The sequence below is a fragment of the Nonomuraea sp. NPDC049152 genome (assembly GCF_040648355.1).
Lineage (GTDB): Bacteria > Actinomycetota > Actinomycetes > Streptosporangiales > Streptosporangiaceae > Nonomuraea.
The window spans coordinates 361,383-387,928 of the sequence record NZ_JBEZDO010000004.1 but is presented as its reverse complement, the minus strand read 5'-3'; the positions used below and the strand labels follow the sequence as shown (position 1 = coordinate 387,928).

Sequence of the window (26,546 nt, the reverse complement as noted above, 5' to 3'; positions counted from 1 at the left end):
AGAGCACGCTCGAGCCTTGACGGCCCTCCCGCTCCCGATTCCCCCGTATGACGGTCCCCTCGGGAGGATCTGATGGACCATCTTCCGCACTTCCGTCGCGAGATCCTCGCCTTCGAAACCGCGGCCCGCAAGGCGGCCGAGGCCGAGACGGCGCCCATCGTGCCTTCGTGCCCCGAGTGGTCGATGTCCGATCTGATCGGACACCTGGGCTGGGTGCACCGGTTCGTGGCCCACATCATCACCGAACGGCTCCAGGAGCCGCCGCAGGCGCTGGACCCCGAGCTCCTCGACCTCCCCGAGGACCTGCGCGGCTGGCAGGGCCCAGGGCAGGAGCCGACACGGGGACCGGTGCCGCCGAGCCTGATCGAGTGGTTCGGGAGCGGCGCCTTCGCCCTGGAGTCGGCGTTCAGGAAGACCGGCCACGACGAGCGGGTGTGGACGTGGTCGCCCGACCGGACCACGGGGTTCTGGCTGCGGATGCAGACCATCGAGGCGGCCGTCCACCGCTGGGACGCCGAGGGCGCGGTCGGCACCGCCCAGCCGATCGACGCCGACCTCGCCGCCGACGCCGTCGTCCAGAGCATCACCGTGATGGCGCCCTACCGGCGAGCCGTGAAACAGGCCCCGCCCGGATCGGGCGAGCGGTTCAGGTTCCGCCAGAGCGACGGCATGGGCGACTGGACGGCGGGCTTCCACGGCGACGACGTCCGGCTCGCCGAAGGCGGCGAACCCGGCGACGTCGAGCTGACCGGCACCGCTTCGGACCTGATGTTGTTCCTCTGGAAGCGGATCCCGCCCGAGCGGCTCGAGGTGAGGGGTGAGCGGGAGGCCCTCGACCGCTACTTCACCCTGGTCCCCGCCGTGTGACCGGAATTCGCCTGATCGCGCCCGGCGCAGCAGCCCGCGGTTTCCCCCAAAAAGATCACTAAGCCTGGCGGATCATGCCAGGATGCTCGCTGCGGGGGCATGCGGGAACAAGGTCGTCACGCATGGCCGTGTCATGCCCCCGGATCACTTCGCTGAGCCATAAGGGGGACAATTCGTGCTGCATTTAAGAAGCCGGCTGGCCGTGGGCGCCGCCGCGCTGGCCTTGACCGCCACCGGCGTCACGATCCTCATGCCGGTGGGCGCCGCGTCCGCCGCCAGGGTCGACGCCACCTGCGCCAACACTCTCGACGACGCCAAGACGCTGCAGGCCGCGATCGACTCCTCCAAGGAGGGCGACGAGGTCGTCATCAAGGGACAGTGCCTGATCAACGCGACGATCAGCCTGCCGGGCAAGCGCACCTACCGAGGCGACGCCAAGGCCGCCACGGTGATCAAGCAGGCCGACGGCGCCAACCTGCCCGCCCTGCTCGCCTCCGAGGGGTGGGTCAAGAACGTCGAGTTCAGCGACGAGACGCTGCGCGTGGAGAAGCTCACGATCGACGGCAACCGCGACACCAACACCGGCACCGTGGGCCTGATGCTGCGTTCGTGGAACGCCCGGATCATCGACATCGACGTGTACGGCGCGCCGTCCGACGGCATCCGCATCAGCAATCCGTCCAAGGACGGCGTGATGCTGCGCAACACGATGGTCAACAGCATCATCAGCGACGTCTACATCGCCGGCGCCGCGGAGTCGGGCCTCAGGGTCGTCGACCCGGGCAACTCCGTCACCGACTGGACGCTCACCCGCTCGTGGATCGGCTTCAGCGGCGCGAACGCCATCCAGACCGACAACGCGGCCGGCTGGACCTTCAGCGACCTGCACCTGTACGCGACGCCCAAGCACGCGATCGACGCCCACCGCTGTTTCGGCACCTCGATCCACAACAACTACATCGAGGACTTCGGCGCCGAGCACAAGGCGAACGAGACCTACTACGGCATCCGCTGCGACCTGCAGGGCGAGGCCAACACCACCATCAGCGCCAACAGGATCCACAAGTTCCTGCCGCCGCCGAACGGGCTGGCGAGCGGGCTGGCGGAGCTGACGAAGGCGTGGAAGCAGGGCATGGCGCCGCCGGAGCGCAAGCACACCGTCACCGGCCCCCTCCCGCCTGACGTCAACTTCGTCTACCTGGCGCTCGACGGCGTCAACTACGGCAAGGGGCACGCCGCCGTCACCGGCAACACCATCCTCGGCCACGGCACCCGGCGCGAGACGGGCATGCTGTTCACCAAGGGCGAAGGTGAGGGCGAGTCGATGTCCGTCGCCTCCTCGGGCAACCTCATCGACGACATCGGGATCCCGCGCAAGGTCGGACCCGGCGCGAGGCTCACCAGGGGTTACTGACCCCCGGCGGCACGGTGCCCGCCGCGGGCACCGTGCCGCCCCGCCGTTAGAGCCGCCCTGAGCCGGGCAAGCGCAGGACATGCCAGAAGAATCCAACGCCACACCGCCCGCGCAGAGCCAGCCGTACCCGGGACACAGTGAGCGAATGTCGCCCGAGCCGCGCGACGAGATGCGCGACTACGAGGGCCGCGGCCTGTTGCGCGACAAGCGGACCCTGATCACCGGAGGGGACTCGGGCATCGGGCGGGCCGTCGCCGTCGCGTTCGCCAAGGAGGGGGCCGACGTCGCGATCGCCTACCTCAGCGAGCACGAGGACGCCAACCACACCAGGAAGCTGGTGGAGGCGGCAGGCCGGCGGTGCGTGCTGCTGCCCGGCGACCTCGCCGACGCCGACCACTGCGTCGCGGTGGTCGAGCAGGCGGTGGCCGAGTTCGGCGGGCTGGACGTGGTCGTGAACAACGTGGCCTACCAGGCGCCGGTCGAGTCGCTGGAGGAACTCACCGACGAGCAGTGGGAGCACACGTTCGCGGTCAACATCCACAGCTACTTCCGCGTCACCAAGGCGGCGCTGCCGCACCTGGGCGAGGGCAGCGCGATCGTCAACACCTCCTCCGTCAACGGCCTGCGCGGGAACAAGACGCTCATCGACTACGCCGCGACCAAGGGCGCGGTCAACGCCTTCACCCAGTCGATGGCCCAGAACCTCATGGAGCGGCGCATCAGGGTCAACGCGGTCGCGCCAGGCCCGGTCTGGACGCCGCTGATCCCCGCGACGATGCCGGAGGAGCGCGTGGAGAACTTCGGCAAGCAGGCGCCGATGAAGCGGGCGGCCGACCCCGACGAGATCGCGCCCTCCTACGTGTTCTTCGCCGCCGAGCGGCTCTCCTCCTACTACAGCGGCGAGATCCTGGCACCGATCGGCGGCGAGACGCTGCCGGGGTGACCACCCGGGATCTACACAATCGAGAAGCACGCCAGACCAGAACGCGCAGGTCAAGCCGGTACGGTACGAGTCATGCGCGCCCGAAGAGCGGCCTCGGTGGTGCTCGCCGCGCTGGTGGCGCTCGCCACCGCGTGTGGCGGCGCGTCCTCGTCCGCCCAGCAGCAGCCGACCACCGTCCGACGGCAGCCGACCACGGCGACCCCGCCGCTGTCGCCCTCGCCACGGCCGATGCTGGCGGGCAAGGTGGTGACGATCGACCCGGGACACAACGGGGGTAACGCCGCCCATCCTGAGGTGATCAACCGGCCGGTCGACATCATCACGGGGCGCAAGCCGTGCAACACGACGGGGACCCAGACCGCCGCCGGCTACACCGAGCACGCCTTCACCTGGGACGTGGCGCGCAGGCTCACTCCGATCCTGCGGAAGATGGGCGTCGAGGTGGTGCTGACCAGGCCGAACGACTCGGGCGTTGGACCGTGCATCAACGTGCGCGCGGCCATCGGGAACAAGGCCGAGGCGGACGCGGTGGTGTCGATCCACGCCGACGGGGCCACCGCGAACGGCCACGGCTTCCACGTGATCCTTCCTGGCCTGGTGCCGGGGCACACCAACGCGATCATCGACCCGTCCAGGCGGCTGGGGCTCGCCGTCCGCGACGCCTACACGCGGGGCACGGGCCTGCCGTTCGCCACCTATGTCGGCAGGCAAGGCCTCGACACCCGCACCGACCTCGGCGGGCTCAACCTGTCGACCCGCCCCGCCGTCTTCGTCGAGTGCGGCAACATGGGCAACCGCGGCGACGCGGCCAAGCTGTCGGATCCTGCCTTCCGCCAGCGCATCGCCGTCTCCCTGGCCGACGGGCTGAGGAAATACCTCGACGGGCAGTGATATGCCGTACGGCAGATGCGCCGGCGGCCCGGCCCACGCCAGGTTCGTCCCATGGGAATCATCACCAGGACACTCGCCGCCCTCGCCGTGGCCTCGACGATGGCGGCCGCGCCCCCTTCTTCCCCCCAGGCCTTGACGTGGAAGGAGTGCGGCGACGGCATGGACTGCGCCAAGCTGACCGTGCCGATCGACTGGAACCGGCCCGACGGGCCGACGACCAAGGTGGACCTCGCCAGGCTGCCCGCCCGCGACCCCTCACGCAGGCTCGGCTCGCTCGTGGTCAACACCGGCGCCGGTTCGACCATCCAGCCCGTACGCACCATGCCCGCGGTGGTGTCGGAGCTGACCACCTGGTTCGACGTGATCCTGATCGACCCCAGGGGCTTGGGCGACAAGGACAGTCCCACCTCCGTGGAATGTCCGATCGCGGGCCCCGGCTTGACCGGGCTGGTCCTGCGGCAGGACGAGAAGAGCTGGCGCGCGCACGCCCGCGCGAGGGCCGCCGCCGACGCCTCGTGCCGCGAGGCCATGGGCGCCGCCTACACCGGCCTGACCTCCTGGCAGGTCGCCCACGACATCGAGGCGCTGCGGGCCGCGCTCGGCGAGGACAGGCTGCGCTACCTCGGCAACTCCTACGGCACCGTGTTCGGCCAGGCCTACATGGAGCTGTTCCCCGCCAAGGTCGGCAGGATGGTGCTCGACGGTGTCGCCGACCACACCCAGCCATCGCTGGAACGATGGCTGACGCACAACGCGCTCACTGAGGAGCGGCAGCTGCGCCGCTTCCGCGACTGGTGCGAGGCAGGGTGCGCGCTCGGCGACGATGACGCGATCGAGGTGTTCGACGACCTGCTGGCGCGCGCCCGCCGCGCTCCCCTGCCCGCCGGCAAGCGGACCGTGAACGAGAGGGAGTTCCTCGTCGCGGTGCAGGGTTCCCTCGCGCCACCGATCTGGCCGAAGCTCGCGGCCGCGCTCCGCGAGGCAGCCGACGGCGACGCCTCGAAGCTGGCGGCGCTCCTGCCCGAGCCTCCTCCGAGGTCCCCCGGGTACCCCATGGGAGCGCTGCTGTGTCACGACTTCATGCCGCGCGTGCCCGCCTACCGCGCCTTCCTGGCCATCGAGTCGCGCCTGCGGGCCGCCGCGCCGCGGATCGGCTGGGTGCAGGGCCGCTTCCAGATCGCCCGCTGCCTCGGCATGGGCAAGGATCCCGCCTACCCGCCGCACCCGCTGCGGGCCGAGGGCGTGCCGCCCGTGCTGATCGCCATCGGCGACCACGACGACAACACGCCCAACCTCGCAGCCGAGCACATGGCCGTGCAACTGCCCAACGCTCGTGTGATCAGGCACGGCGACGGCCACGCCGCCTACCTCATGCAGGGCGTGCGGGCTCTCGGCGACACCTGCCTGCGCCGACACGTCCACGACTACCTGACCGAGGGGACCCTGCCACCTCGCCAGGCGCGCTGCCCCGGCGACCTCATGGCTAGGATCCCTCGGGGGTGACGAGGTCATGATCGCTGCCTGGCGGGCCCTGCCCGTGCTCGTCCAGGATGCCGTGGTGGCGGCGCTGACGGCGCTGGTGATAGCGGGTGTTCCGCTGCTGGACTCCACCGTGGCCGACCTGGATCGGGTCACGCTCCTGTGGCTCGCGCTGGTCTTCGGGGTGTGCGCGCCGCTGACCCTGCGCCGCAGGTTTCCGATGACGGCGGCGCTCGCCTCAGCCGGGGTGGTGCTGCTCGCGACCGCGCTGCGCCAGCCGCAGGTCGGGGTGTGGGTCACGCTCGCGGCGTTCGGCTCGGCCGCCTACCACCGCGACCGGGTGACCTGCTGGCTGGTCGTGTTCGACTTCATGCTGGACGGGTTCCCGCCGCACCTGTCCCAGTCGATCATATCGGTGGCCGCGGGGCTCGCGCCGGTCGCGCTCGGCCATGCCCTGCGGCTGAACCACGACAGGGCGTGGCAGCAGGCGCGGGTGGAGCGGGCAGAGGAGCGGGCCAGGATCGCCCGCGACGTCCACGACGTGGTGGGCCACCACCTCAGCGCGATCAGGCTGCAGGCCGTGGGGGCGCGCAGGGCCGCCCCCGCCGACGCCGGCCACGCGCTGGAGTCGATCGCGGAGATCTCGGCGACCGCGCTGGGCGAGACCAGGCGCCTGCTCGGCCTGCTGCGCGACGACGGCACCGAGCACGGCACCGACCTCGGCGCGCTGGCGGCCCGGCTGTCGGGGCAGGGACTGCGCGTCCGGCTGGAGGGCGGCTCCGTGATCGACCAGGCGCCGTTGCCGCTGCGGCACGGCGTGTACCGGATCGTGCAGGAGTCGCTGACCAACGTCATACGGCATTCGGGCGGGTCGAAGGCCGTCGTGCGGATCGCCAGGAGCGCCGGCGGCGTGTGCGTCGTCGTCGAGGACGAGGGGCGGACGGCCTCGGCCTCCGCCGTACGGGAGGGCAGCGGGTTGCGGGGGATGCGGGAGCGGGCCGCGCAGCTGGGCGGCACGCTGACCGCGGGCCCACGCGAGCCGCACGGCTGGAGGGTCACCGCCGGCTTCCCTCTGGACCGCGACGGGAGGAGGATCGGGTGAACATCCGGGTGATCGTCGCCGATGACCAGGCGCCCGCCAGGGAGGGGCTGCGGCTGCTGCTGTCGTCCGAGCCCGGCATGGAGGTGGTGGCGGCGGCCCGCGACGGGTTCGAGGTGGTGGAGATGGCCAGGCGGCACGGGCCGACGTGGTGCTCACCGACATCCGCATGCCCCGCATGGACGGCTTGGGCGCGATCCGCGACCTGCTCGCCCTCGACCCCGCGCCTGCCGTGGTGGCGCTGACGACGTTCGACCTGGACGAGTACCTGTTCGGCGCGCTGCAGGCGGGCGCGGTCGGGTTCCTGCTGAAGGAGAGCGATCCCGGCCTGATCCTCGACGCGGTCAGGGTCGCCCACGAGGGGCAGGGACTGGTCGACCCTCAGGTGACGCCGCGCCTGCTGCACCGCTTCGCGGCCACCTCGCCGCGGCCCGCGGGCAGGGAACTGGCCGCGTTGACGCCGCGTGAGACCGACGTGCTGCGCCGGTTGGCCGCGGGCGACAGCAACGCCGAGATCGCCGCGGCCCTGGTCATCGCGCCCGGCACGGTCAAGGTCCACGTCGAGCGGATCCTGGCCAAGCTCGGGCTGCGCACCCGCGTGCAGGCGGCCGTCTACGCCCACCGGCACGGGCTGGTCACCTGGGCGGATCCGCCCTGACCACGCACGTGTTCCCGCCCGGCTGCTTCAGGCCCGCCGTGCTCTCTGCGACGCGCAGGTAGCCGGGGCAGCGGGTGAAGTCCTCGGCCGTGCACTGCATGATGTGCTCGATCAGCGCCTTGGACGCGGCGATCTCCCGCAGCCGTTGCTCCAGCTCCGCGTGGTGCCGCTCGAGGATCTGCCTGCGTTCGGCGCCGCCCGTGACGTTGAGGATCTCCCCCACCTGCTCCAGGCTCATGCCTGCCGCCTTCGCCCGGATGATCGTCAAGACCCGGACGATGTGGTCGCGGGTGTAGAGGCGCCTGCCGTTCACCCTGGTGGCGGGGGTCAGCAGGCCCATGGCCTCCCAGTGGCGCAGCACGTGCGGAGCCAGATCGAACCTCTCGGCCAGCTCGCCGATGCGCATCGAACCACTTGACTTCATGTTGACATTAACTTGCAGACTTTGGCGTATGTCAAACACTTTCGATGTCGTCATCGTCGGCGGCGGGCCCGCGGGCATGGCCGCCGCGCTGACCCTGGGCCGGGCCCACCGCTCGGTGCTGCTGCTCGACGCCGGTCAGGGCCGCAACTCCCCCGCCGAGGCCGTGCACAACTTTCTGACCAGGGACGGCACGCCCCCCTCCCGGCTGCGCGAGCTCGGCCGCCGGGAGCTGTCGGCCTACCCGAGCGTCCAGGTGCGCGAGGAGAGCGTGGCCGACGTCCAGCAGGGCTTCCTGCTCCTGCTTTCGGGCGGCGGTACGGCCCTGGCCCGGCGGCTGCTGCTGGCCACCGGGCTGGCCGACGACCTGCCTGGTCCGCGCGGGGTCGAGGCGCTCTGGGGCCGCTCGGCCTTCCACTGCCCCTACTGCCACGGCTACGAGTGCACCGGCAAGCAGGTCGCGGTGCTCGGCGCCGATCCTCCCCGGGTACGGCTCGCGCTGCAGCTGAGCCGCTTCGCCGGCGACGTCGCGCTCTGCACCGACGGCAGGCCGCTCGATCCCGAGGTGCGCGAGAGGCTTGAGGCGAACGGCGTGACCGTGCGCTGCGAGGCCGTCACCAGGCTGGAGGCGACGGGCGACCGGCTCGAGGAGATCGTCTTCGAGAGCGGACCACCGCTCGCGCGGCAGGCGGCGTTCGTCGTCAACGTGCCGCGCCAGCGCTCGGACCTGGCCGCCCGCCTGGGCTGCGCGGCCTTCCCCGACGGGTGCGTCGAGGTCGACGAGTTCGGCAGGACCAGCGTGCCGGGCGTGTACGCGGCGGGCGACATGGCGCGGCGGGCCACCGTACCCGTGCCGATGGCCGCCGTCGTCGCCGCCGCGGCAAGCGGGACCGTCGCCGGGGCGGTCATCGACCAGGACCTGCTCGGCGAGGACTTCGACCTCCCCGACCCGTTCGCGCGAGCGAAGGGCTGAGCCCCGTGACCACAGAAGTCGCCACGTCCACCCCCACGCGGGTGCCGCTGGCCACCGCGGGCCTGCTCATCGGCATGCTGCTGTCGGTGCTTGACCAGACGGTGGTGGCCATCGCGCTGCCCGACATCGCCGCCGACCTCGGCGGCATGGACGCGATCGGCTGGATCGTCACCTCCTACGTGCTCGCCTCGACCACGACGGGCGCGCTCTACGGCCGCTTCAGCGACAGGTTCGGCCGTCGCGCGGTCTTCGTCACCGCGGTCGCCGTCTTCGTCGCGGGATCGATGCTGTGCGGCCTGGCGCAGACGATGCCCCAGCTGGTGGCCGCCCGAACACTGCAGGGCATCGGCGCGGGCGCGCTGTTCGTGCTGCCGACGATCGCGCTGTCGGAGCTGTATCCGCTGCGCCTGCGCGGCAGGGTCCAGGGCCTGACCGGCGGCGTGTTCGCGCTGGCCAGCGTGGGCGGCCCGCTGGCCGGCGGCGCGCTCACCGACGCCGCGGGCTGGCGCTGGATCTTCTTCATCAACCTGCCCCTCGGCCTGCTCAGCATCGCGCTGGTCGCGCTCGCCCTGCGGCTGCCTGCGACCGGCGGGGGCGGCAGGCTCGACGTCGCCGGCTCCGCGATGCTGGCGGGCGCGACGGTGAGCCTGCTGCTGGTGGCCGAATGGGGCGGCCGCGTCCACGCGTGGACCTCCGGCGTGATCCTGGCGCTGACCGGGGCATTCGCCGTGCTGCTGACGCTGTTCGTGCGATGGGAACGGCGGGCGGCGGACCCGCTGCTTCCGCCGCGGCTGTTCGCCGACCCGGCGCTGCGCGTCGTGCTGCCCGCCACGGCGCTGCTCGGGGCGTTGCTCGGCGGATCGATCGTCTACCTGCCCACCTACCTGCAGTCGGCCTACGGCATGAGCGCCACGCAGGCGGGCCTGGCGCTCAACCCGTACGTCATCACGTTCATGGCTGTCTCCTCGCTGGCGGGTGGCCGCGTCGCCGGGCGCTTCAAGCCGTACCTGATCGCCGGGTCGGTGGTCGTGGTGGCGGGGTTCGCGCTGCTGAGCGGGCTCGACCCGGGCAGGCCGTACGTGCTGGTGGCCGTGGCGCTGGGAGTGCTCGGGGTGGGGTTCGGGCTGCTGATGCAGAACCTGGTCGTCGTCGCGCAGAACGCGGCCGCGGCCGAGGACCTGGCGGCCGCCACCTCCGCCGCGGTGTCCGTGCGCGGGCTCGGCATGTCACTCGGCGTCGCGGTCTTCGGCAGCCTGCTCACCCGGCAGATCGACGGCCGCGCCCCGAGCGCCGCGGCGACGGCCGCGGCCATCCCCGAGGTTCTGGTGTGGGGCGTGCCCGTGGCCGTGGTGCTGGTGGCGCTGATGGCCGCGCTGCCGCGCTCGCCCAGCCCGTAGGGCGGCCTTGTCGGCCCAGCTCACGGCCTTGTAGGGGGCAGACCCCGGTGCGAGACTGAAGCCGACGGAAGGGGGGACGTCATGATCGAGGTCAAGAGCATCGGCAAGCCGGACGAACGCCGTGACTTTCCGAACGGCCACCTGGAGGTATGCAACCTCACCGGCCTGACCTTCGGCATGGCCACGTTCGAGCCCGGATGGCGCTGGTCGGAGTCGGTCAAGCCCATCGCGGGCACCGACTCGTGCCAGGTCTATCACAACGGATTCGTCGTCTCCGGCAGGCTCCGCATCCGCATGGACGACGGCAGCGAGGCGGAGGTGGGCCCGGACGACATCTTCGTCTGCCGGCCCGGCCACGACGCCTGGGTGGTCGGCGACGAGCCGTGCGTGGTCTACGACTTCGCGGGCGGCGCCGCGGAATACGCCAAGTCGACGGGCTGACCGCCCAGCGGCCACGCGGCTCGGCACCACGCTCCGGCCGCCGTCCTGGGGGCGCTTCGCTCATCGGGCCATGGGCCTGCCCGCTCGCGCAGGAGCGTGCTCGGGCAGGCGGGACCATGGCCCTGCGATGCCGGCGACGGCGAGCGGCGCCCCCGCCAACGTTGGTGTTTTCTCTGCCATTGCTTGTCCCAACCCCGCTCGACCAGGGGGGACGACCACCGTAGCCTCGGACATCGGGGGGCGCTGAAGGAGGACGGCATCATGTTCATCCAGGTCATCAAGGGGCGTATCGCCGATGCCGGCCAGCTGCGCGCCGCGCTCGACCGGTGGGTCGACGAGCTGTCCGCGGGCGCGCCCGGCTGGCTCGGCACGACCGCGGGCGTCACCGACGACGGCACGTTCGTCAACCTGGCCCGCTTCGAGTCCGAGGAGGCGGCCCGCGCCAACAGCGGGCGGCCCGAGCAGCACCAGTGGTGGATGGAGACGTCCAAGCTGCTCAGCGGCGACGTCGTCTTCCACGACTCAGGCGAGGTCGTCTCCTTCCTGGGCGGCGGGTCCGACGAGGCGGGGTTCGTGCAGGTCATCGAGGGCAGGACGCGCGACGTGAACCGGATGCGGGAGCTCAACGACCTGTACGAGGCGCAGTTCGAGGACTTCCGCTCCGACGTCCTCGGCGGCGTCGCGGCGCTGTACGGCGACGGCGCGTTCACCCAGGCGATCTACTTCACCTCCGAGGCGGCCGCGCGCGAGGGCGAGCGCAAGCAGCCCCCCGCCGAGCTGAAGGCGCTCTTCGACGAGGAGATGGCGCTGTACGAGGGCGACCTGGTCTTCTACGACCTGCGCGACCCCTGGCTGCTCTCCCCGCGCTGAGGCCGGTCAGCGCCCTCCGCCACCAGCCCGTCGTACGACGGCACGACGTCGTCCACCAGCAGCGTGCCGTCGCATGCCGTGCTGCCTGGCGGGGTCGGCCGCTTCCTGCCGCCGGGCGCGGTGGCCCCTGCCCACTAGCCTGGAATGATGCTCGCCCTCGACTTCGTCAGCACCCTGCGCGCGGGGCGCGGCGGCCCCATCGACTCCCTCGCCGACCCCGACGCGCTCACCGCGTGGGCCCGCTCGCGCGCCGAGCTCGGCCTGGACCCGGACTTCACGGCCACGCCCGAGCAGTGGCGCCAGGTCGTGGAGCTGCGGCTGGCGGTCAGGGCGCTGTTCGCCAAGGCCGTCGCGCCCGGCCCGCCCAGCGCGGCCGACGCGGCCCGGCTGCCGCCCTTCGATCAGGCGCTCACCAGGGTGAACGCGGCCGCGCTCGCCGTACCCACCGCACCCAGGCTCGTCTGGAACGACGCTCCCACGCTCACGCGCGTGCCCGTGGGACCCGCCGCGGCGACGTTGTGCGCGCGCCTGGCGCAGGCGGCCATGGAGTTCCTGGCCGGACCCGAGGTCGCCGAGCTGCGCACCTGCCCCGCGCCCCGATGCGTGCTGTATTTCGTCAAGGAGCACCCGCGCCAGGAATGGTGCTCGACCGGCTGCGGCAACAGGGCCAGGGCCGCCCGCCACTACCGCGCCCACAAGGGCGAATGACGCACGCCACACATTTCTAACGGCACAGGCAATCAAACTCCGTTATATTCGTCGTATCGAACCTGACGGAGGAGTGAGCATGCCCGCTTTCCAGACCGGCCACGTCGGCCTCAACGTCACCGACCTCGACAAGTCGGCCGCCTTCTACCAGCGCGTGTTCGGCTTCGAGATCAGCCGCAGATCTCAGGAGGACGGCAAGGAGTTCGCCTTCCTCGCCCAGGACGGCACGCTGACCCTCACCCTGTGGCGGCAGAGCGAAGGCCGCTTCGCCACCGCGCGGCCCGGCCTGCACCACCTGTCGTTCCAGGTCGAGAGCCTGCGGGAGGTACGGCGGGCCGAGGCCGAGCTGCGCGAGCTCGGCGCCACCATCCACCACGGCGGCATCGTCCCCCACGGCGAGGGCGCCACCTCGGGCGGGGTGTTCTTCGAGGACCCCGACGGCATCCGCCTGGAGATCTACGCACCCGACGGCGCGGGCGACCGGCCCGCCCCCACCGGCTCGGCCCCCACCTGCGGATTCTTCTAGACCGTGGAACACCGCGGAGAGACCGCCGTCCAGCGCAGGGCCGGCGTGGCGCGTCCTGGAACGTGGGGATCGGCCAGGACCAGGCCCGAGATCCCCGGCGTGGCCGCCGACTTCCTGCGCCGCCGGCGCCTGCTGGTCATCGGGGCCGCCGACGCCCACGGCCGGATGTGGGCCGGCGCGCTGACCGGGCCGGAAGGATTCGCCGAACCGCTGGACGAGCGGCGCATCATGGTCGGCGCGCTCCCAGGACCCGGAGACCCGCTGGAGGGGGCTTTCGAGACCGAGCACGAGATCGGCCTGATCGCCATCGAGCCCGCCACCAGGCGCAGGATGCGCGTCAACGGCACCGCCCACGCGGCGGGCGCCGGCCTGCTCGTGCACACCGACCAGGTCTACGCCAACTGCCCCAAGTACATCCAGGCCAGAACGATCATCCCGGGACCCGGTGGCGCCGCCCACGTCGCCCCCGCGGCTCGCGCCACCGACGCCCTCGACGCGAGGCAGAGGGAGTGGATCTCCCGCGCGGACACCTTCTTCGTCGCCACCCACGCCGAAGGGCTCGGCGCGGACGTCTCCCATCGCGGCGGCAACCCCGGATTCGTCACCGTGGCGGACGAACGGCACCTGGCCTGGCCTGACTACGTGGGCAACTCGATGTACATGACGCTGGGCAATCTAGAGCTCGACCCGGCCTGCGGGCTGCTGTTCCTCGACTGGGACAGCGGCGACGCGCTGCACGTGACGGGGCGGGCGCGCGTGGAGTGGGGGACGGAGCGGGTGGTTCGCTTCGAGGTGGACGGCGTGCTGGAGATCACCGGGGCCACGCCTCTGCGCTGGGAGTTCGGCGGCTACTCCAAGCACAACCCGCCGACCGCCGTGACCTGACCCGGGCTTCGCCGTCCGGGTCCAGCCGGCAGGCGGATGCGGCGGGCCGTTCCCTGTGGTTAGCGTGGGAGCACAGCGATCAAGGAGGCTTGCTTCGTGTGCGACTCCCATCTGCCCGCATCCGCCGAACCCTCGGCCACCCGTCCTGAACCCGCCGGACCTGACGTCGCCGGACTGGATGTTTCGGACCGATCCACCGCCTCGGCCGGCCGGCCGCCGTACGCCATCGCCGGGGTGAGGATCTTCGACGGGAAGGCGACACTCGGCCTCGGCCACGTCGTCATAGCCGACGGACGGATCGTCGAGGTGTCCACGAGCGGGCGCGTCCCCTCCGGCATGCCCGTGCACGACGGCGGCGGCGCCACCCTCCTGCCCGGCCTCATCGACGCCCACATGCACTACCTGGGCCCGCCCCGCACGGACGGACCCAGGTTCGGCGTCACCACCGAGATCAGCCTGGTCGACGACCCTGCCACCCAGCAGGACAAGGAGCGCCTGCGCCGTTCCTACGCGCCGACCCCGCTGCCGTCCCTGTGGTCGGCCGGCTGGTGGGCCACCGTACCGGGAGGCTGGGGCAGCGACGGCGCGCCGAACGTGCCGGTCCTGCGCCCCGGCGACGATCCGGCCGCGTTCGTGGCCGACCGGCTGGCCGAAGGATCCGACATCATCAAGCTCGCGCTGGAGGACGTGGGACTGGACGGCAAGCCCATCCCCGTCCTGTCGGCCGCCCAGATCAACGGCCTGGTGGCGGCCGCCACCCGCGCCCGCGTGCCCAGCGTCGCGCACGTGTCGAAGGTGTCCCTGGCCACGACCGCCCTCGAGGCAGGCATCACCGGCCTGGCCCACGTCCCCGTCGACGTCGAGGTGGATCCGGCCTTCCTGGAGCTGGCCCGAAGCAGCGGCGCGTTCGTCACCCCGACCCTGACGCTCATGGGCGCCCTCTCGGACGCGGACGACCCCGCGCGCGCCGCCGTCATCACCGACCCGCGCGTGGCCCCGTACCTGTCGCGGGGACAGCGTGACCTGCTCGCCGCCCCGTGGGGCTTCGAGGACAGGGGAAGGCTCGAGTCCGCCGCGCGCAACGTCGCCGCCCTGCACAGGGCCGGGGTGCCGATCGTCGCGGGCACCGACAGCGGGGTCCCCGGCGTCGCACACGGCGTGAGCCTGATCGTCGAACTGGAGCTGCTGGTCGGCGCGGGCCTGTCCCCCTCGGCCGCGCTCACCGCCGCCACCTCAGCGCCCGCCGACGCCTACGGCCTGCCGGGGCGCGGCAGGATCGGTCCCGGCCACCGCGCCGACCTCGTGCTCGTCAACGGTGACCCGACCCGCGACATCACCGCGATGCGCGACGTGGCGGCCGTCTGGCGGAACGGCACCCGCGTCGACCGCGCCGCCACCTGACCACCCGCCGCCTGGGTGGGCGCTTCACCTCCCGCGAGGGGAACGCCCACCCGGCGGACGGGCTCACTCGTCCTGGCCCGGCTCCTTCCTGCCGCGCCTGACCAGCAGCAGACCGGCGCCCGCCACCGCCAGGACGGCCGCCGTCGCCCACAACCACGCCGGCACGCCCTGCGCGGCCGGATCAGCGGCCTCGGTGCCCGCCACCGGCGCCGAAGGCCGCGGCGCGGCACTGCTCGGCGCGGCACTGCTCGGCGCGGTTGCGGGGGCCGTGGACGGCTCCGGCGTCGGAGTGGCCGACGCGGCCCCCTTCACCGTGAAGGGGATCTCCCCCTCGATCGGGTGACCGTCGGAGGAGACCACCCGCCACCCGATGACGTACCGGCCCGCCCGCAGCGGCTGCGGCACCGCCGCCGTGACCACGGGGCCGTCCACCTCAGGCTTGCCGACGGCGACGGCCGAGCCGCCACCGTCGTGCAGCACGACTGCGGGCAACCGCACCCGTGCGTTGAACTCCAGCTTGATCTCCTCCACCGCCGACACCACGGCGTCCTTGGCGGGCGAGCTGCTCTTGAGCTGGTCGTGGGCCAGCGCCTGCGGGGCGCCGTACACGACGAACAACCAGCAGACGGCCAGCACCAGCAGGCTCCTGGGAGCGGATCTCTTGATCATGACAGCAGGCTCTCCCCTATCCAGCCGTCGGGCCCGCAGCCCGGCGGTACGGCGAAGACCGCCGAACCTGTCGGCGTCGTCCACTCGTTCAGCAGGTCCGCCTCGGCCAGCCGCTCCTGGACGGGCACGAACTGGCGGGTGATGTCGGCCTGATAGGAGGCGAACAGCAGCCCGGAGTCCGTCTTGCCGTCGGCGGCCACGCCCTCGTCGTAGTTGTAGACCCTGCGCATGATCCGCAGGTTCGGGTCGGCGACGCGGGCCCGGCGGATGTGGGCGTACTCGGAGATGACGGGAAAGCCGGTGGCGGTGAGCTTGGCGAAGTCCGGCTCGTCGTGCTCACGCCCGCCGGTCAGCGGAGCGCCGTCGGCCAACCGGCGGCCCACCGTGAACTCTTTGGCCACGACGTCGGCGGCGTCCCATCTCTCCATCTCGGCCCTGATCCGCCGCAGCACCAGCGTCGTGCCGCCGCTCAGCCAGCCGCCCTGTTCCCGGACCCAGACCGCCCGATCGAACTCCGGTGTGCCCGGCACGGGATTGACGGTCCCGTCGAGCTGACCCATGACGTTGCGCTGGGTCATGCCCGGCTGCTGCGTGTGCGCGGCCCGCCGGAACCCTCGCTGGGTCCAGCGGACCCGCGTGAACGACCTGGCGTCCTTGATGACCATCCGCAGCGCGTGGGTGACGGTCAGCGGATCGTCGGCGCAGATCTGGACGAGCAGGTCGCCGCCGCTCCAGCGCTTCTCCAACTTGTCGATCTTGAAGGCGGGCAGTGGGGCGACCGACGCGGGCCGCCGCTTCTCCCGCCCGACCGCGGTGAACAGGCCGGGCCCGAAGCCGAAGGTGACGGTCAGCCTCGCCGGCAGCGCCGCCAGTTCGGGCTCGGTGTCGGCGAGCGCCGCACGCCCCTGGGTCAGCCGGCGGGCGTCGTCGGTCAGCAGCCGCATCATCCGGGACACCTCCTCCCGGCCGACGCCCTCCCGCAGTTCCAGGCCGACGAACACGGCGTGCGCCTGCGGCGCGGTCGCGACGCCCGCCTGGTGCGGTCCGTGGAACGGCTCGACCGCGCTGCCGTCGGCCGGCGCCTTAACCGCACCCGGGGCCGACGCGCTCCGGCTGGCGGGCGGCGTGCTCCCGTTGGCGGGCGGCTTGCCGCGGGTGGCGGGGAGGGTGCTCGAAGCGGCGGGCCCTGCGGGCCCGACGACGGCCGTCACCGCCGCCGCGGCCCCTCCCGCGAACAACCGGCGGCGACCGACGGCCGGGAGCGGCTCAGCCATCGCTGCCGCTCATGTCCATGCCCGGCTGGTAGTTCTCCTTGGCCCCCGCGAAGTCCTTGCCCATCGCGGTGAAGGCGAACGTGCCGCCGCCGTCGAGGACCAGCGTGAACGACACCTCCGCACCCGGCTTCACCTCTTCGGTGACGCCCATGAGCATGATGTGGTCGCCGCCCGGCTTCAGCACGTGGGAGCCGTTGGCGGGGATCACGAACCCGCCCTTCTTCGGCTGCATCACCATCTTCCCCTTGGACTCCACGACCTCGTGCAGCTCCACCTTGGGAGACAGCGGGCTGCTGCCCGAGACGACGGTGACGGCCTTGCCCGAGTTGTTGACCAGGGTGCCGAAAGCGGCCGTCATCCCCTTCTTGGTGGTCTTGATCCACGGGTCGGTGATGGTGAGCGCGGCCGAGGCGGCCGACGGCTCGGCGGCCGACGTGGCCGCGGCCTGACTGGAAGTGGGATCGGCCGTCTCCTGGGAACCGCAGGCGGCCGTGCCCGCCAAGGCGGCCACGCTGACGACGGCGAGAATGACGCGCGAGAACATGAAAAGCCCTTCTTCCGGCTGAGCCGGTTACTGGTGCCACGGCACTGATTCGACTCGGCGCCCATCGCGTGAACGCCGAAGAAGCGCTGACGCTCGAAGAGGAGGTCAGGCGGAAACGGTGCGAATGACGCCAGGAGGGCCGCGTCTGTCCATGTCGTGGCCCAGCAGGATCCGGCGAAGGATCACCGGTCGCTCGGCCGGCGCGAGGATGACCGTACGGGCCGCGGGGTCGACGAACGCCAGCAACGCGAAGAGCAGGCGTACGGTCAGCCGCCTGAGCAGCGCCCACAGAGCCGCCTCGCCATGAGACAGCCACAGCGCCGTCAACCCGACCGCCCACCCGTGCGCGACCAGCATGGCGAGCCCCGGCACCAGCCCCGAATGGCCGTGCCCGTGCGCGACGGCCACCGGCTCGACGGCGTGGGCCGCCGAGAACAGCACGTGCAGCACCGCCTGCGAGGCGGCCAGCGTCGCGACGATCACGCCGAGCGACCGCTCCCGCCCCGCCAGCGCCTGAGCGGGCAGGAACGACAGCAGCAGCGCCACCAGCACGGACGGCACCGAGACCGAGCCGCCGGCGAAGGTGTGGGCGGCGATGCCGAGCAGGACCGAGACCGCGGCGAAGGCGGCGGCCCGCAGAGCTCGTAGCGGCATCGTGGCTGACATGGCGCCGCCATCATCGCACGATGCCCCGCCGCCGCCCAAAGCGGCTTCTTCCAGGCACCCCAGGTCTCCCATGCGGTTCTCTGACTATAGTCAGAGAATGGAGGAGCAGATGGTGCGACAGGTCAGAAGCTTCAACAGGACCGTGGCCCAGCGGATCGGCGCCCTCAATGAGGAGTTTCTCGGCCGCGACCGCGCCATCGGCCAAGCCCGCCTGCTGTGGGAGATCGGCCACGACGGCGGCGACGTCCGCGAACTGCGCACCAGACTCGAACTCGACTCGGGCTACCTGAGCCGCCTGCTGCGCGCCCTCCAGACCGACGGCCTCGTCACGGTCGAGGCGAGCCCCGACGACGCCCGCGTCCGCGTCGTACGCCTCACCGAGACAGGCCGCGCCGAACGCGACCTGCTCGACCGCCGATCAGACGAGCTGGCCCTGTCCCTGCTCACCCCCCTCACCCCCGACCAGCGCCGACGCCTCGTCACCGCGATGGCAGAGACCGAACGGCTGCTGACCGCCGCCATGATCACGATCGAAGCCTGCGACCCACGCGACTCCCGCGCCACGTTCTGCCTGCGCGCCTACTTCGACGAGCTCGCCCGCCGGTTCGACCACGGCTTCGACCCCGCCCTCAGCGTCCCCGCCGGCGCGGACGAACTCACCGAACCGGCAGGACTGCTCCTGGTCGCCTCCTTCCCCCGAGGGCCGGTCGGCTGCGGTGCGCTCAAGTTCCATCCCGGCGCTCCCGCCGAGATCAAACGCATGTGGGTGGCTCCCGAAGCACGCGGCATGGGGCTGGGCCGCCGCCTGCTCACCGAACTGGAGCGCAGGGCGGCCGCCCACGGCGTCCGCACCCTCAGGCTGGAGACCAACCGCGCCCTCACCGAAGCGATCGCCATGTACCGCTCAGCCGGCTACGAGGAGGTCCCGGCCTTCAACGACGAGCCCTACGCCCACCACTGGTTCGAGAAGCGGCTCACCTGGACACCCGCACCTCCGCCGAATCGGTGGACGGAACGGCGGCTCTGACACATGGTTGGGAACGGCGGCAAACCCCGCCGAAACGCCCGAACGGAGGATCATGCCCCACACGATCGCCGCCCTCGCGCTGCTCGCCTCGACCCTGACAGGAGGAGGCCTTTCCCCCGCCACTGTCACCGCGGCCCCGAATCTGCGCGCCTGCCAGACGTGATCCTTCCGACCGAGCTGGTCGTGCGCGAGTCGGCCTGACCCCGTCACCAGCACCCTCGCCCCTTGTCCACAGCGGGACGCCGAGTGCCCGGACGCGGCGGCGTCCGGGCACGGAGGTGGTGACGCTCAGGAGGCGACCTTACTCTCGTCCGCGGTGGGAGCGGGTGACTCCGCCGCGGGAGCCGTACGGCGCAGCACGGTCAGCGCGAGGGCCCCGGCCAGCAGGCAGCAGACGGCCCCGACCCACGAGCCGAGCGACATCGCGGAGCCGAAGGCGTCGCGAGCGGCGGCGAGGAGTCCCGGATCGCCCAGCAGCACCGCCTGGCCGATCGACTCGCGGGCCGCGGCGGGCGCGGACTGCGGCATCTGGGCGGTGTAGACCCCGGCGAGCACGCTACCGAGGACGGCGATGCTGAGCGCCATGCCGACCTGCTGCACGGTGTCGTTCAGCGCGGAACCCGCGCCGGCCCGCTCGACGGGCACCGCACCCATCAGCGTGGAGTAGACGGCGGGTCCCGCCAGGCCGCCTCCCGCCCCCATGACCAGCATCGAGGCGACCAGCGACCAGTAGCCGCCGGTCGTGGCGAGCCCCACGAAGGAGGCCGCCATCACCACCATGCCCGCCACGATCAGCGTCCTGTTGGCGACCTTCTGGCCGAGCGCCACGCCGACGTAGTTGAAGACCGTGGCGGCGATCGCGTACGGCAGCAGCCCCAGACCCGCCTGCGTGGCCCCGAAACCGAGCACGAACTGCAGGTACTGGGTGAGCATCAGCATCACCGCGCCGATGCCGAACGACATGAGCAGGATCGAGAACGACGCCCCGTTGAACTCGCGGCTCCTGAACAGCTCCAGCGGCAGCATCGGGTGCGGTGTCCTGCGCTCCCAGACAACGAAGATCGCGAGGGTGACGGCGGCGACCACCGCCACGAGCACGTTGACGCCCTGGTGGGGCGCCTCGATCACGACGTAGACGAGCGCGGTCAGCCCGACCGTCGACAGCAGCACGCCGATCGGGTCGAGCCTGCGCGCGGGACCGCGCCGTTCGGGCATGAGCACGTAGGCGGCCACGATCGCGATCACCGCGACGGGGATGTTGAGCAGGAACACCGACGCCCACGAGAAGCGCTCGATCAGGAAGCCGCCGAGCGTGGGCCCGCCGATCACGCCGACCGTCGCCACGACGCTCCACGCGGCCATGGCCTTGCGCCGTTCGTCCTCCTCGAACGTGGTGATCAGGATGGACAGCGTCGATGGCATCAACATGGCGCCACCGACGCCCATGAAGGCGCGGGCGGCGATCAGCTGCCATGGTTCCGACGCCAGTGTGGCCAGCAGCGACGCGCCGCCGAACAGGGCCAGGCCAATCACGAGGAAGCGGCGTCTGCCGTACCGGTCGGACAGGTTGCCCGTGGTGAGCAGGAGACCCGCGTAGACGAGCACGTAGGCGTTGAGGATCCACTGGATGTCGGAGGGGGTGGCGCCGAGGTCGGTCATCAGAGAGGGGATGGCGACGTTGAGCACGGTGGTGTCGATGACCAGCACCAGCAGGCTCAGGCAGAGGACGACGAGCACCCACCAGCGGCGGGGGTCTCGTCCAGCGTGTGCGGACACGTTCAGATCCTTTTCGTGAGACATATCGGGGTCAGCGCACCCAGCCGGTGTGGCGTCGGCCTCCGCCCTCGGGGTCGAGCGCCGTGGTGGCCGCCCTGACGAGCCAGGCGTTGGCGGACAGCCCTTCGCCGCTCGCGGCCGCCTCGATGCGGTGCTTGAGCGGGTCGGGAACGCGCAGGGAGATCCGCGAGGGGCCGCCCTCGTCGGTGTCGGGCCCGCCGAGGCCGGTCATGGGGACCGGCCTCGGCGGGGCCGGCTCGGCCTGGTGGCCAGGCGACACGACGAAGGCGGGATCGCGGCCGCGCAGCCGCATCTCGACCGAGCCTGGCGCGAGGTCGCGGGTGATCTCGTCGGAGGCCTTCGACAGCGCCTCGAGAAGGACGAGTCTGGCGGCGGAGTCCAGCGGGGCGAGGAGGTGCTCGGCGAGCGCGCGGGCGTCCTCGTCACCCGTTTCGGCGGCGACGGCGAGCTCCTGGTGGAGCCGGTCGATGTATGGCGCGAGATCCATGGCACCACTATGGCGTCATTATGGCGCCATAGCAAGTCCGGTTTGGGGCAGCATGGTGCCAGGCGTGGCCCAGCTGGGAAGACGCGGGTCAGGAAGCCCAGAACTCCGGGTAGTACCGCGGGCAGACGCAGTGCCGGCTGTCCTGCGGCGGATCGACGACGCGCGCCGCGACAGGGGCGAGCAGGCGCTCGATCACCTTGGCGCTCTCGACGGTGGCGTCGGTGACCTCGTAGACGTCCCGCTCGTCGTTGAGGCTCAGGCTCAGCGTCTCGGCGGCCGACCAGACGTGGGCGGGCCGACCCGCGATCAGCACGTGTCCCGGCTGCGCGAAGTGGGGGAAGCGCGGCATGGGCGGGACGAAGGCGGCGAACTCGGCGGCGGAGTACCCCACGCCCTCCACCGGCCGCGGGTTGTCGGCGGGCAGCCGTACGGCGGCGAGCCCGAGAGCGGACATCACCGCCAGCAGGTCGGCCTCCGTCTCGGTGCGCAGGCTGACCAGCAGCCTGTCGCCGTCGTTGGCGTGCCCTCCGTAGGCGCGGCAGAAGCGGAAGTAGGCGAGCGACGTGGCCCAGGCGCGCAGCTCGGCGGGCGAGTGGCGGCCGTGGAGGTACTCCAGCCAGCGATCCCGCTCCATCGTCGGATGGTATCCGCCGCCGCGCCCCCGCCGGGCGCGAGTCCGGGACTTTGGTCCCTACCAGGGCGGACGAAGGAGCGTTAGCGTCGGACCATGATTCGCGTGTTCCTCCTCGACGACCACGAGGTGGTACGGCGGGGCGTCGCCGCCCTGCTGGAGTCGGAGGACGACATCGAGGTGATCGGCGAGGCGGGTACCGCCGCGTCGGCCATCGCCCGCATCCCCGCCCTCCGTCCGGACGTGGCGGTGCTGGACGTGCGCCTGCCCGACGGCAACGGCGTGGACGTCTGCCGCGAGGTCCGTTCCGCGTTGCCCGAACTGCAGTGCCTGATGCTCACCTCCTACGCCGACGACGACGCGCTGTTCCAGGCGGTCATGGCGGGGGCCGCCGGTTACGTGCTCAAGCAGATCCACGGCTCCGACCTGGTCGGCGCGGTCCGCACGGTGGCGGGCGGACAGTCGCTGCTCGATCCGCAGACGACCGCGGCGATGCTGCACCGGCTGCGCGAGCAGTCCGACAGGAAGGACCCGCTGCGTTCGCTGTCGGAACAGGAACGCCACATCCTGGAGCTGATCGGCGAGGGGCTGACCAACCGGCAGATCGGCGAGCGGCTCCACCTGGCGGAGAAGACGGTGAAGAACTACGTCTCCAACCTGCTGGGCAAGCTGAACATGCAGCGTCGCACCCAGGTGGCGGCCATGGCCGCCAGGATGAAGGCGAACCGACGGCGATGACGGGTCAGGCCGTCGACGGTTCAGGCCCGGTCGCGTGCCGTACACGACGAGGCGGAGCTGGCGCGGCCGGCCGAGCTGCCGCTACGACCTTGGGCGCCGGGCGACAGGGATCACTACGTCGTGGTGCGGATCGACCAGGTGTCGGGGCGCAGGATCACAGCGGCACCCGCCAGCGGAGCCGCGTCCCTGCGTTGACGGGCTTCTCCAGCTCCATGGAGCCGCCGAGCTGAACGGCCCGGTCCTCGATGTTGCGCAGGCCGCTGCGGCGTCCGCTCGCGCCCGCCCCCACCCCGTCGTCCTCCACCACGAGCGTGAGCACGCCGTCGGCCACCTCCACGGAGACCTCCGCCTTCGTCGCCTTGGCGTGGCGGACCACGTTGGACAGGGCCTCGCGCAGCACCGCCATCAGGTGGTCGGCGACCGGCTCGGGGACCTGGTGGTCGAGCGCGCCCTCCATGCGCAGGCCCGGCATGAACCCGAGGTGCGCGCGGGCCCCCTCCACGAGATCGACGATGCGGGCGCGCAGGCTCGGCGAATCGGACTCGCGCGGCCCCTGAAGGGCGAAGATGGTCGAACGGATCTGCCTGATCGTCTCGTCCAGCTCGTCGATGGCGTGCTGGACCCGGTCGGCCGCCTCGGGACGATCGACCAGCCGCACCGCGCCCATCAGCGTCATCGCGACGGCGAAGAGCCGCTGGATGACCACGTCGTGCAGGTCCTTGGCGATGCGGTCGCGGTCCTCGAGCAGGCTCAGCCGCTCGGCGTCCTTGCGCGCCTCGGCGAGCTCGATCGCGAGTGCGGCCTGCCCGGAGAAGGCGTCGAGCATCTCCACGTCCGCGCCGGTGAACGGCATCCTGCCGGGATGCCTGAACAGCGCCAGCACGCCGCGCACCGACGGCGCGGCGCCCAGCGGCACCAGCAGTCCAGGCTCGTCGGGGCAGGAGGCGTTCCGCATGCTCGTCTCCACCCGTGAATCGCCGCCGGCGAACACGGCACCGACGGCGCTCCCCTCCAGCGGGTAGAGGGTCCCGCACAGGTTGTCGGCGTGCTCGCCCTCGGCCACCACCACCGTCAGCGCCTCGCCCGACGCGTCCGGCAGGAGGACCGTGGCCACGTCGGCGTCGGTCATCCTGCAGGCGCTGCCGGCCAGCATGCGCAGCACATCGCGCGGCTCGGCCCCGGACAGCAGGCTGGTGGTGATCTCCGAGGAGGCCTGCAGCCAGGTCTCCCTGCGGCGCGTCTCCTCATACAGCCTGGCGTTCTCCACCGCGACCCCCGCAGCGGTGGCCAGCGCGACGACGATCGCCTCGTCCTCCTCGTCGAACTCGCCGCCACCTCGCTTCTCGGTCAGGTACAGGTTGCCGAACACCTCGTCGCGGACCCTGACAGGCACCCCGAGGAAGGTGCCCATCGGCGGATGGCCGGGCGGGAAGCCGTACGACTCGGGATGGGTGGAGATCCGGCCGAGGCGTAGCGGCCGCGCGTCCTTGATCAGCAGCCCGAGCAGGCCGAGGCCGTGCGGCCAGTGCTCGATCCTGGCGATCTCCTCCTCGCTCAACCCCACCGGGATGAACTGCAGCAGCGTGCGCTCCTCCCCCACCACGCCGAGCGCGCCGTAACTGGCGTCCACGAGCTCGGTCGCCGTCTCGACGATCCTGCGCAGCATGGTCTCCAGGTCCAGGTCGCTGCCCACCGACACCACCGCGTCCAGGAGGGCGTGCACCCTGTCACGGGTCGCCAGCACGGCGTCGAGCCGCACCTGGAGCTCCGCGAGCAGTTCGTCGAGCCGCATGCTCGGCATCAGCGGGTTGGACACATCTCGAAGTTTTCCACTGGTAGGGCAAAACGCCCACCTCAGGGCGGTGGATGTTTGTTGGTCTACTTCAGGTACGGCTTGCTGACCAGTCTGCCCAGGCCAAGGGTGTCCCCCGCGTTGGCCATGGCCAGGCCGGCCAGGCCGGCCAGCACGATCGTGTAGACGATGTGCTCGTTCACGAGCGGATCGCCGGCGAGGGGCAGTTCGGCCGCCCACATGAGCACCAGCGTGATCCCGCCCGCCACGGCCGCCGCCCTGGTGGCGACGCCGAGCACGAGGCAGACCCCGAACCCGAGCAGGCCCAGCATGAACAGCCCGTCCACCCAGGGCTGCCCCGCCAGGACCGCCAGGTCGCCGCCCCGCAGGAAGCGGGAGGTGGGGCTGCCGCCGTAGATCCACGCGCGGTTCGCCGGGGTGGTGAAGCCCAGCCCGAAGGTCTGGTCCACGTACGCCCACAGGAACAGCCAGCCGATGGAGATGCGGGCGATCGCCCAGACGTAGTCGACGGGCCTGGATGGCCGCTCCTCGGAGTCGGCGTCCTCGCACTCGCGGGGAGTGCTGTCGGTCGTGACCATGTTGTCCTTCCTTGTGCTGTCTCGCCAGTACAAGGCATCGACCGCTCGGCCCGTCAGTGCCGTACGGCCCGCGTGACCAGGGACTTTGGTCCTTGTTCGAGGACCTCAGGCAGCTGACCGCGTACGCCGAGGGCCTCGAGCGCGCCCGTCACTGCGGTCAGGGCCGAAGGTCCCTTCGATGGAGGTCCAACGGCCGTGGCGCGCCCGCGGGAGGGGTTCGTAGCGTCGAGCCGTACCGGATGACGAGGAGGAGCCCATGACCAGCGACCTTGGCCGCAGGGTCCGCCACCACCGCGAACGGCTCGGCCTGACCACCGACCAGGAACTACCGGCTGGACGGCGGGGCGATCGTCTTCCGCACCGCGTACGGCGGGCCGATGGACGAGGATCTGCGCACCGGGCTCGAGGGCGTCGAGCGGAAGGTCGGGTTCGAGGTGGACAGGATCGACGAGGCGATGCGGGAGGGATGGAGCGTGCTCGTCCAGGGCCCCGCCCACCACGACACCACGGGCCCCGACGTGCGGCCCTGGGCAGGCGGCGACCGGACGCTCTACGTCAGGATCGTCCCCGCTGAGATCACCGGCCGCCGCATCGTCGCCTCGTGACGTGGCAGAAGGACGGGCGGTGAAGCCGGGGCCGCCCGGCTTCACCGCCCACCCGCGTCACCTGGTGCGGTGGAAGTGGAACGGGCAGTGGTCGCCGCCCAACCCGATCGTGGTCTCACGGGTGAAGGCGAACCCGTCGCGAGCGGGGTCGATGGCGTCGATCCAGCTGTTGTCGAACGCGCACAACGCGGGAGTCAGCTCCGGCGCGCCCTGCCGTGAGAGGTAGTCGTGGTATCCGCAGCGGCGCACGTCCGTGTGGAAGCGCTGATCGTCGTCGACGGGGTGCTCGAAGGTGAACAACGCGCCGAACGCCTCGCTCTCCCTGCCGCGCGAGATCGCGACCATCACCGCGAACGGGTCGGGTGCCGCGTCGAGCGCGGCCCTTGTTCCCGCCTTGACGTCCTCGGCGAACGGTTCGACGAACGCCGAGGACAGCCACTCGATCAGCGGCTGTCCCGAGGCGACGCCCGCCGCGCCGAGCACGCGGTAGGCGGCCAGCACGGCGGAGGTGTAGCGGAGGTTGTAGCGGGCGGGCTCGTCCGGCAGGTCGGTCTCGGCGGCCTCCAGCTCGGCCTGCAGGGCCCGCATGCGCGAGACCAGCTCGGCGGGGGCGTCGGCGGCTCGCGCCTCGAGGTCGGTCTTGATCCGGTCGAAGAAGGCCTCGACGATCGCGCGGCTCTCGTGGTCGTAGTCGATGTGCAAGGGTCGGTCCTTTCGGAGTAAGCGGTCCGCTCGGGCATACCG

General features: G+C 71.8%; 28 protein-coding genes and 1 pseudogene. 18 read left to right on the top strand and 11 right to left on the bottom strand.

The window, feature by feature from the left end:
* The first annotated feature begins 72 nt into the window (after positions 1-72).
* The 7 genes and pseudogenes from AB0B45_RS10745 to AB0B45_RS10715 all read left to right on the top strand — a co-directional run bounded on the left by AB0B45_RS10745 (position 73) and on the right by AB0B45_RS10715 (position 7,351).
* A complete protein-coding gene (locus tag AB0B45_RS10745) occupies positions 73-867 on the top strand; it encodes a maleylpyruvate isomerase family mycothiol-dependent enzyme (protein WP_358128233.1) in 795 nt (264 codons plus the stop codon).
* Between the two features lie 175 nt (positions 868-1,042).
* The gene (locus tag AB0B45_RS10740; protein ID WP_358128231.1) at positions 1,043-2,281 is read left to right on the top strand and encodes a right-handed parallel beta-helix repeat-containing protein; all 1,239 of its coding nucleotides are present in this window, start codon (positions 1,043-1,045) and stop codon (positions 2,279-2,281) included.
* A 79-nt stretch (positions 2,282-2,360) separates the two neighbouring features.
* Entirely contained in the window at positions 2,361-3,224 is an 864-nt protein-coding gene (locus AB0B45_RS10735) for an SDR family oxidoreductase (protein WP_358128229.1), read from the top strand.
* Positions 3,225-3,296: 72 nt separating this feature from the next.
* Positions 3,297-4,115, top strand: a complete 819-nt coding sequence (locus tag AB0B45_RS10730) for an N-acetylmuramoyl-L-alanine amidase (RefSeq protein ID WP_358128227.1) — start codon at positions 3,297-3,299, stop codon at positions 4,113-4,115.
* A 51-nt stretch (positions 4,116-4,166) separates the two neighbouring features.
* The gene (locus AB0B45_RS10725; protein ID WP_358128225.1) at positions 4,167-5,618 is read left to right on the top strand and encodes an alpha/beta fold hydrolase; all 1,452 of its coding nucleotides are present in this window, start codon (positions 4,167-4,169) and stop codon (positions 5,616-5,618) included.
* 7 nt (positions 5,619-5,625) lie between these two features.
* Positions 5,626-6,696: a histidine kinase gene (locus tag AB0B45_RS10720; protein WP_358128223.1), complete on the top strand. Its 1,071-nt coding sequence runs from the start codon at positions 5,626-5,628 to the stop codon at positions 6,694-6,696.
* Positions 6,693-7,351 (top strand): annotated as a pseudogene (locus AB0B45_RS10715) (response regulator transcription factor). The gene AB0B45_RS10720 and the pseudogene AB0B45_RS10715 overlap by 4 nt, the downstream one beginning before the upstream one ends.
* Here the strand turns inward: AB0B45_RS10715 and AB0B45_RS10710 are convergent.
* Positions 7,329-7,775, bottom strand: a complete 447-nt coding sequence (locus AB0B45_RS10710; RefSeq protein WP_358128221.1) for a MerR family transcriptional regulator — start codon at positions 7,773-7,775, stop codon at positions 7,329-7,331. The pseudogene AB0B45_RS10715 and the gene AB0B45_RS10710 sit on opposite strands and share 23 nt — an antisense overlap.
* A 28-nt stretch (positions 7,776-7,803) precedes the next feature.
* On the opposite strand from AB0B45_RS10710, the gene AB0B45_RS10705 reads away from it, so the two are divergent.
* The 8 genes from AB0B45_RS10705 (at position 7,804) to AB0B45_RS10670 (ending at position 14,973) form a co-directional block, all read left to right on the top strand.
* Positions 7,804-8,745, top strand: a complete 942-nt coding sequence (locus AB0B45_RS10705) for an NAD(P)/FAD-dependent oxidoreductase (protein ID WP_358128219.1) — start codon at positions 7,804-7,806, stop codon at positions 8,743-8,745.
* Between the two features lie 5 nt (positions 8,746-8,750).
* Positions 8,751-10,142, top strand: coding sequence for a DHA2 family efflux MFS transporter permease subunit (locus AB0B45_RS10700; RefSeq protein ID WP_358128217.1), 1,392 nt, complete (start codon positions 8,751-8,753; stop codon positions 10,140-10,142).
* Positions 10,143-10,223: 81 nt separating this feature from the next.
* Positions 10,224-10,583: a cupin domain-containing protein gene (locus AB0B45_RS10695; RefSeq protein ID WP_358128215.1), complete on the top strand. Its 360-nt coding sequence runs from the start codon at positions 10,224-10,226 to the stop codon at positions 10,581-10,583.
* A gap of 261 nt (positions 10,584-10,844) precedes the next feature.
* Positions 10,845-11,453, top strand: coding sequence for a hypothetical protein (locus AB0B45_RS10690; protein WP_358128213.1), 609 nt, complete (start codon positions 10,845-10,847; stop codon positions 11,451-11,453).
* Positions 11,454-11,600: 147 nt separating this feature from the next.
* Positions 11,601-12,161 carry a CGNR zinc finger domain-containing protein gene (locus AB0B45_RS10685; RefSeq protein ID WP_358128211.1) on the top strand — a complete coding sequence of 187 codons (561 nt, stop codon included), beginning with the start codon at positions 11,601-11,603 and terminating at the stop codon, positions 12,159-12,161.
* A 79-nt stretch (positions 12,162-12,240) separates the two neighbouring features.
* The gene (locus tag AB0B45_RS10680; protein WP_358128209.1) at positions 12,241-12,687 is read left to right on the top strand and encodes a VOC family protein; all 447 of its coding nucleotides are present in this window, start codon (positions 12,241-12,243) and stop codon (positions 12,685-12,687) included.
* 3 nt (positions 12,688-12,690) lie between these two features.
* On the top strand, positions 12,691-13,572 hold the full coding sequence (locus AB0B45_RS10675) for a pyridoxamine 5'-phosphate oxidase family protein (protein ID WP_358128207.1): 882 nt from the start codon (positions 12,691-12,693) through the stop codon (positions 13,570-13,572).
* 96 nt (positions 13,573-13,668) lie between these two features.
* Positions 13,669-14,973 carry an amidohydrolase family protein gene (locus AB0B45_RS10670; protein WP_358128205.1) on the top strand — a complete coding sequence of 435 codons (1,305 nt, stop codon included), beginning with the start codon at positions 13,669-13,671 and terminating at the stop codon, positions 14,971-14,973.
* Between the two features lie 63 nt (positions 14,974-15,036).
* Here AB0B45_RS10670 and AB0B45_RS10665 read toward each other — a convergent pair whose 3' ends face one another.
* The 4 genes from AB0B45_RS10665 to AB0B45_RS10650 all read right to left on the bottom strand — a co-directional run bounded on the left by AB0B45_RS10665 (position 15,037) and on the right by AB0B45_RS10650 (position 18,126).
* Positions 15,037-15,642, bottom strand: a complete 606-nt coding sequence (locus tag AB0B45_RS10665) for a copper resistance protein CopC (protein WP_358128203.1) — start codon at positions 15,640-15,642, stop codon at positions 15,037-15,039.
* Complete coding sequence (locus AB0B45_RS10660; RefSeq protein ID WP_358128202.1) at positions 15,639-16,916, bottom strand: Dyp-type peroxidase; 1,278 nt, start codon at positions 16,914-16,916, stop codon at positions 15,639-15,641. Before AB0B45_RS10660 ends, AB0B45_RS10665 begins: the two co-directional genes overlap by 4 nt.
* Positions 16,909-17,460, bottom strand: coding sequence for a copper chaperone PCu(A)C (locus AB0B45_RS10655; RefSeq protein ID WP_358128200.1), 552 nt, complete (start codon positions 17,458-17,460; stop codon positions 16,909-16,911). The genes AB0B45_RS10660 and AB0B45_RS10655 overlap by 8 nt, the downstream gene beginning before the upstream one ends.
* A 105-nt stretch (positions 17,461-17,565) precedes the next feature.
* Positions 17,566-18,126, bottom strand: coding sequence for an MFS transporter (locus tag AB0B45_RS10650; protein WP_358128198.1), 561 nt, complete (start codon positions 18,124-18,126; stop codon positions 17,566-17,568).
* 97 nt (positions 18,127-18,223) lie between these two features.
* Here AB0B45_RS10650 and AB0B45_RS10645 point away from each other — a divergent pair, with 97 nt between their 5' ends.
* Positions 18,224-19,153 carry a helix-turn-helix domain-containing GNAT family N-acetyltransferase gene (locus AB0B45_RS10645; RefSeq protein ID WP_358128196.1) on the top strand — a complete coding sequence of 310 codons (930 nt, stop codon included), beginning with the start codon at positions 18,224-18,226 and terminating at the stop codon, positions 19,151-19,153.
* 288 nt (positions 19,154-19,441) lie between these two features.
* Here AB0B45_RS10645 and AB0B45_RS10640 read toward each other — a convergent pair whose 3' ends face one another.
* The 3 genes from AB0B45_RS10640 to AB0B45_RS10630 all read right to left on the bottom strand — a co-directional run bounded on the left by AB0B45_RS10640 (position 19,442) and on the right by AB0B45_RS10630 (position 22,071).
* Positions 19,442-20,929: an MFS transporter gene (locus AB0B45_RS10640; protein WP_358128194.1), complete on the bottom strand. Its 1,488-nt coding sequence runs from the start codon at positions 20,927-20,929 to the stop codon at positions 19,442-19,444.
* Positions 20,930-20,960: 31 nt separating this feature from the next.
* Positions 20,961-21,437, bottom strand: coding sequence for a hypothetical protein (locus AB0B45_RS10635; RefSeq protein WP_358128192.1), 477 nt, complete (start codon positions 21,435-21,437; stop codon positions 20,961-20,963).
* Positions 21,438-21,525: 88 nt separating this feature from the next.
* Complete coding sequence (locus AB0B45_RS10630; protein ID WP_358128191.1) at positions 21,526-22,071, bottom strand: hypothetical protein; 546 nt, start codon at positions 22,069-22,071, stop codon at positions 21,526-21,528.
* A gap of 93 nt (positions 22,072-22,164) precedes the next feature.
* On the opposite strand from AB0B45_RS10630, the gene AB0B45_RS10625 reads away from it, so the two are divergent.
* Entirely contained in the window at positions 22,165-22,806 is a 642-nt protein-coding gene (locus tag AB0B45_RS10625; RefSeq protein ID WP_358128190.1) for a response regulator transcription factor, read from the top strand.
* Between the two features lie 154 nt (positions 22,807-22,960).
* Here the strand turns inward: AB0B45_RS10625 and AB0B45_RS10620 are convergent, their stop codons facing one another.
* Both AB0B45_RS10620 and AB0B45_RS10615 read right to left on the bottom strand, forming a co-directional pair.
* Complete coding sequence (locus AB0B45_RS10620) at positions 22,961-24,607, bottom strand: GAF domain-containing protein (protein WP_358128382.1); 1,647 nt, start codon at positions 24,605-24,607, stop codon at positions 22,961-22,963.
* Between the two features lie 77 nt (positions 24,608-24,684).
* Positions 24,685-25,197 (bottom strand): hypothetical protein, encoded by a 513-nt coding sequence (locus AB0B45_RS10615; protein WP_358128188.1) that lies wholly within the window; start codon positions 25,195-25,197, stop codon positions 24,685-24,687.
* A 332-nt stretch (positions 25,198-25,529) separates the two neighbouring features.
* Between AB0B45_RS10615 and AB0B45_RS10610 the strand changes: the two genes are divergently transcribed.
* Entirely contained in the window at positions 25,530-25,802 is a 273-nt protein-coding gene (locus AB0B45_RS10610; protein WP_358128380.1) for a pyridoxamine 5'-phosphate oxidase family protein, read from the top strand.
* A 57-nt stretch (positions 25,803-25,859) separates the two neighbouring features.
* Here the strand turns inward: AB0B45_RS10610 and AB0B45_RS10605 are convergent, their stop codons facing one another.
* A complete protein-coding gene (locus tag AB0B45_RS10605; RefSeq protein WP_358128186.1) occupies positions 25,860-26,504 on the bottom strand; it encodes an L-2-amino-thiazoline-4-carboxylic acid hydrolase in 645 nt (214 codons plus the stop codon).
* Positions 26,505-26,546: the final 42 nt, after the last annotated feature.

Bases quoted from the DNA above. Each gene is read 5' to 3' on its own strand.
- AB0B45_RS10745 (WP_358128233.1), top strand. From the start codon at position 73: ATGGACCATCTTCCGCACTTCCGTCGCGAGATCCTCGCCTTCGAAACC.
- AB0B45_RS10735 (WP_358128229.1), top strand. From the start codon at position 2,361: ATGCCAGAAGAATCCAACGCCACACCGCCCGCGCAGAGCCAGCCGTAC.
- AB0B45_RS10730 (WP_358128227.1), top strand. From the start codon at position 3,297: ATGCGCGCCCGAAGAGCGGCCTCGGTGGTGCTCGCCGCGCTGGTGGCG.
- AB0B45_RS10725 (WP_358128225.1), top strand. From the start codon at position 4,167: ATGGGAATCATCACCAGGACACTCGCCGCCCTCGCCGTGGCCTCGACG.
- AB0B45_RS10720 (WP_358128223.1), top strand. From the start codon at position 5,626: ATGATCGCTGCCTGGCGGGCCCTGCCCGTGCTCGTCCAGGATGCCGTG.
- AB0B45_RS10710 (WP_358128221.1), bottom strand. From the start codon at position 7,775: ATGAAGTCAAGTGGTTCGATGCGCATCGGCGAGCTGGCCGAGAGGTTC.
- AB0B45_RS10705 (WP_358128219.1), top strand. From the start codon at position 7,804: ATGTCAAACACTTTCGATGTCGTCATCGTCGGCGGCGGGCCCGCGGGC.
- AB0B45_RS10695 (WP_358128215.1), top strand. From the start codon at position 10,224: ATGATCGAGGTCAAGAGCATCGGCAAGCCGGACGAACGCCGTGACTTT.
- AB0B45_RS10690 (WP_358128213.1), top strand. From the start codon at position 10,845: ATGTTCATCCAGGTCATCAAGGGGCGTATCGCCGATGCCGGCCAGCTG.
- AB0B45_RS10685 (WP_358128211.1), top strand. From the start codon at position 11,601: ATGCTCGCCCTCGACTTCGTCAGCACCCTGCGCGCGGGGCGCGGCGGC.
- AB0B45_RS10680 (WP_358128209.1), top strand. From the start codon at position 12,241: ATGCCCGCTTTCCAGACCGGCCACGTCGGCCTCAACGTCACCGACCTC.
- AB0B45_RS10665 (WP_358128203.1), bottom strand. From the start codon at position 15,642: ATGATCAAGAGATCCGCTCCCAGGAGCCTGCTGGTGCTGGCCGTCTGC.
- AB0B45_RS10660 (WP_358128202.1), bottom strand. From the start codon at position 16,916: ATGGCTGAGCCGCTCCCGGCCGTCGGTCGCCGCCGGTTGTTCGCGGGA.
- AB0B45_RS10655 (WP_358128200.1), bottom strand. From the start codon at position 17,460: ATGTTCTCGCGCGTCATTCTCGCCGTCGTCAGCGTGGCCGCCTTGGCG.
- AB0B45_RS10650 (WP_358128198.1), bottom strand. From the start codon at position 18,126: ATGTCAGCCACGATGCCGCTACGAGCTCTGCGGGCCGCCGCCTTCGCC.
- AB0B45_RS10645 (WP_358128196.1), top strand. From the start codon at position 18,224: ATGGAGGAGCAGATGGTGCGACAGGTCAGAAGCTTCAACAGGACCGTG.
- AB0B45_RS10635 (WP_358128192.1), bottom strand. From the start codon at position 21,437: ATGGATCTCGCGCCATACATCGACCGGCTCCACCAGGAGCTCGCCGTC.
- AB0B45_RS10630 (WP_358128191.1), bottom strand. From the start codon at position 22,071: ATGGAGCGGGATCGCTGGCTGGAGTACCTCCACGGCCGCCACTCGCCC.
- AB0B45_RS10625 (WP_358128190.1), top strand. From the start codon at position 22,165: ATGATTCGCGTGTTCCTCCTCGACGACCACGAGGTGGTACGGCGGGGC.
- AB0B45_RS10620 (WP_358128382.1), bottom strand. From the start codon at position 24,607: ATGCCGAGCATGCGGCTCGACGAACTGCTCGCGGAGCTCCAGGTGCGG.
- AB0B45_RS10615 (WP_358128188.1), bottom strand. From the start codon at position 25,197: ATGGTCACGACCGACAGCACTCCCCGCGAGTGCGAGGACGCCGACTCC.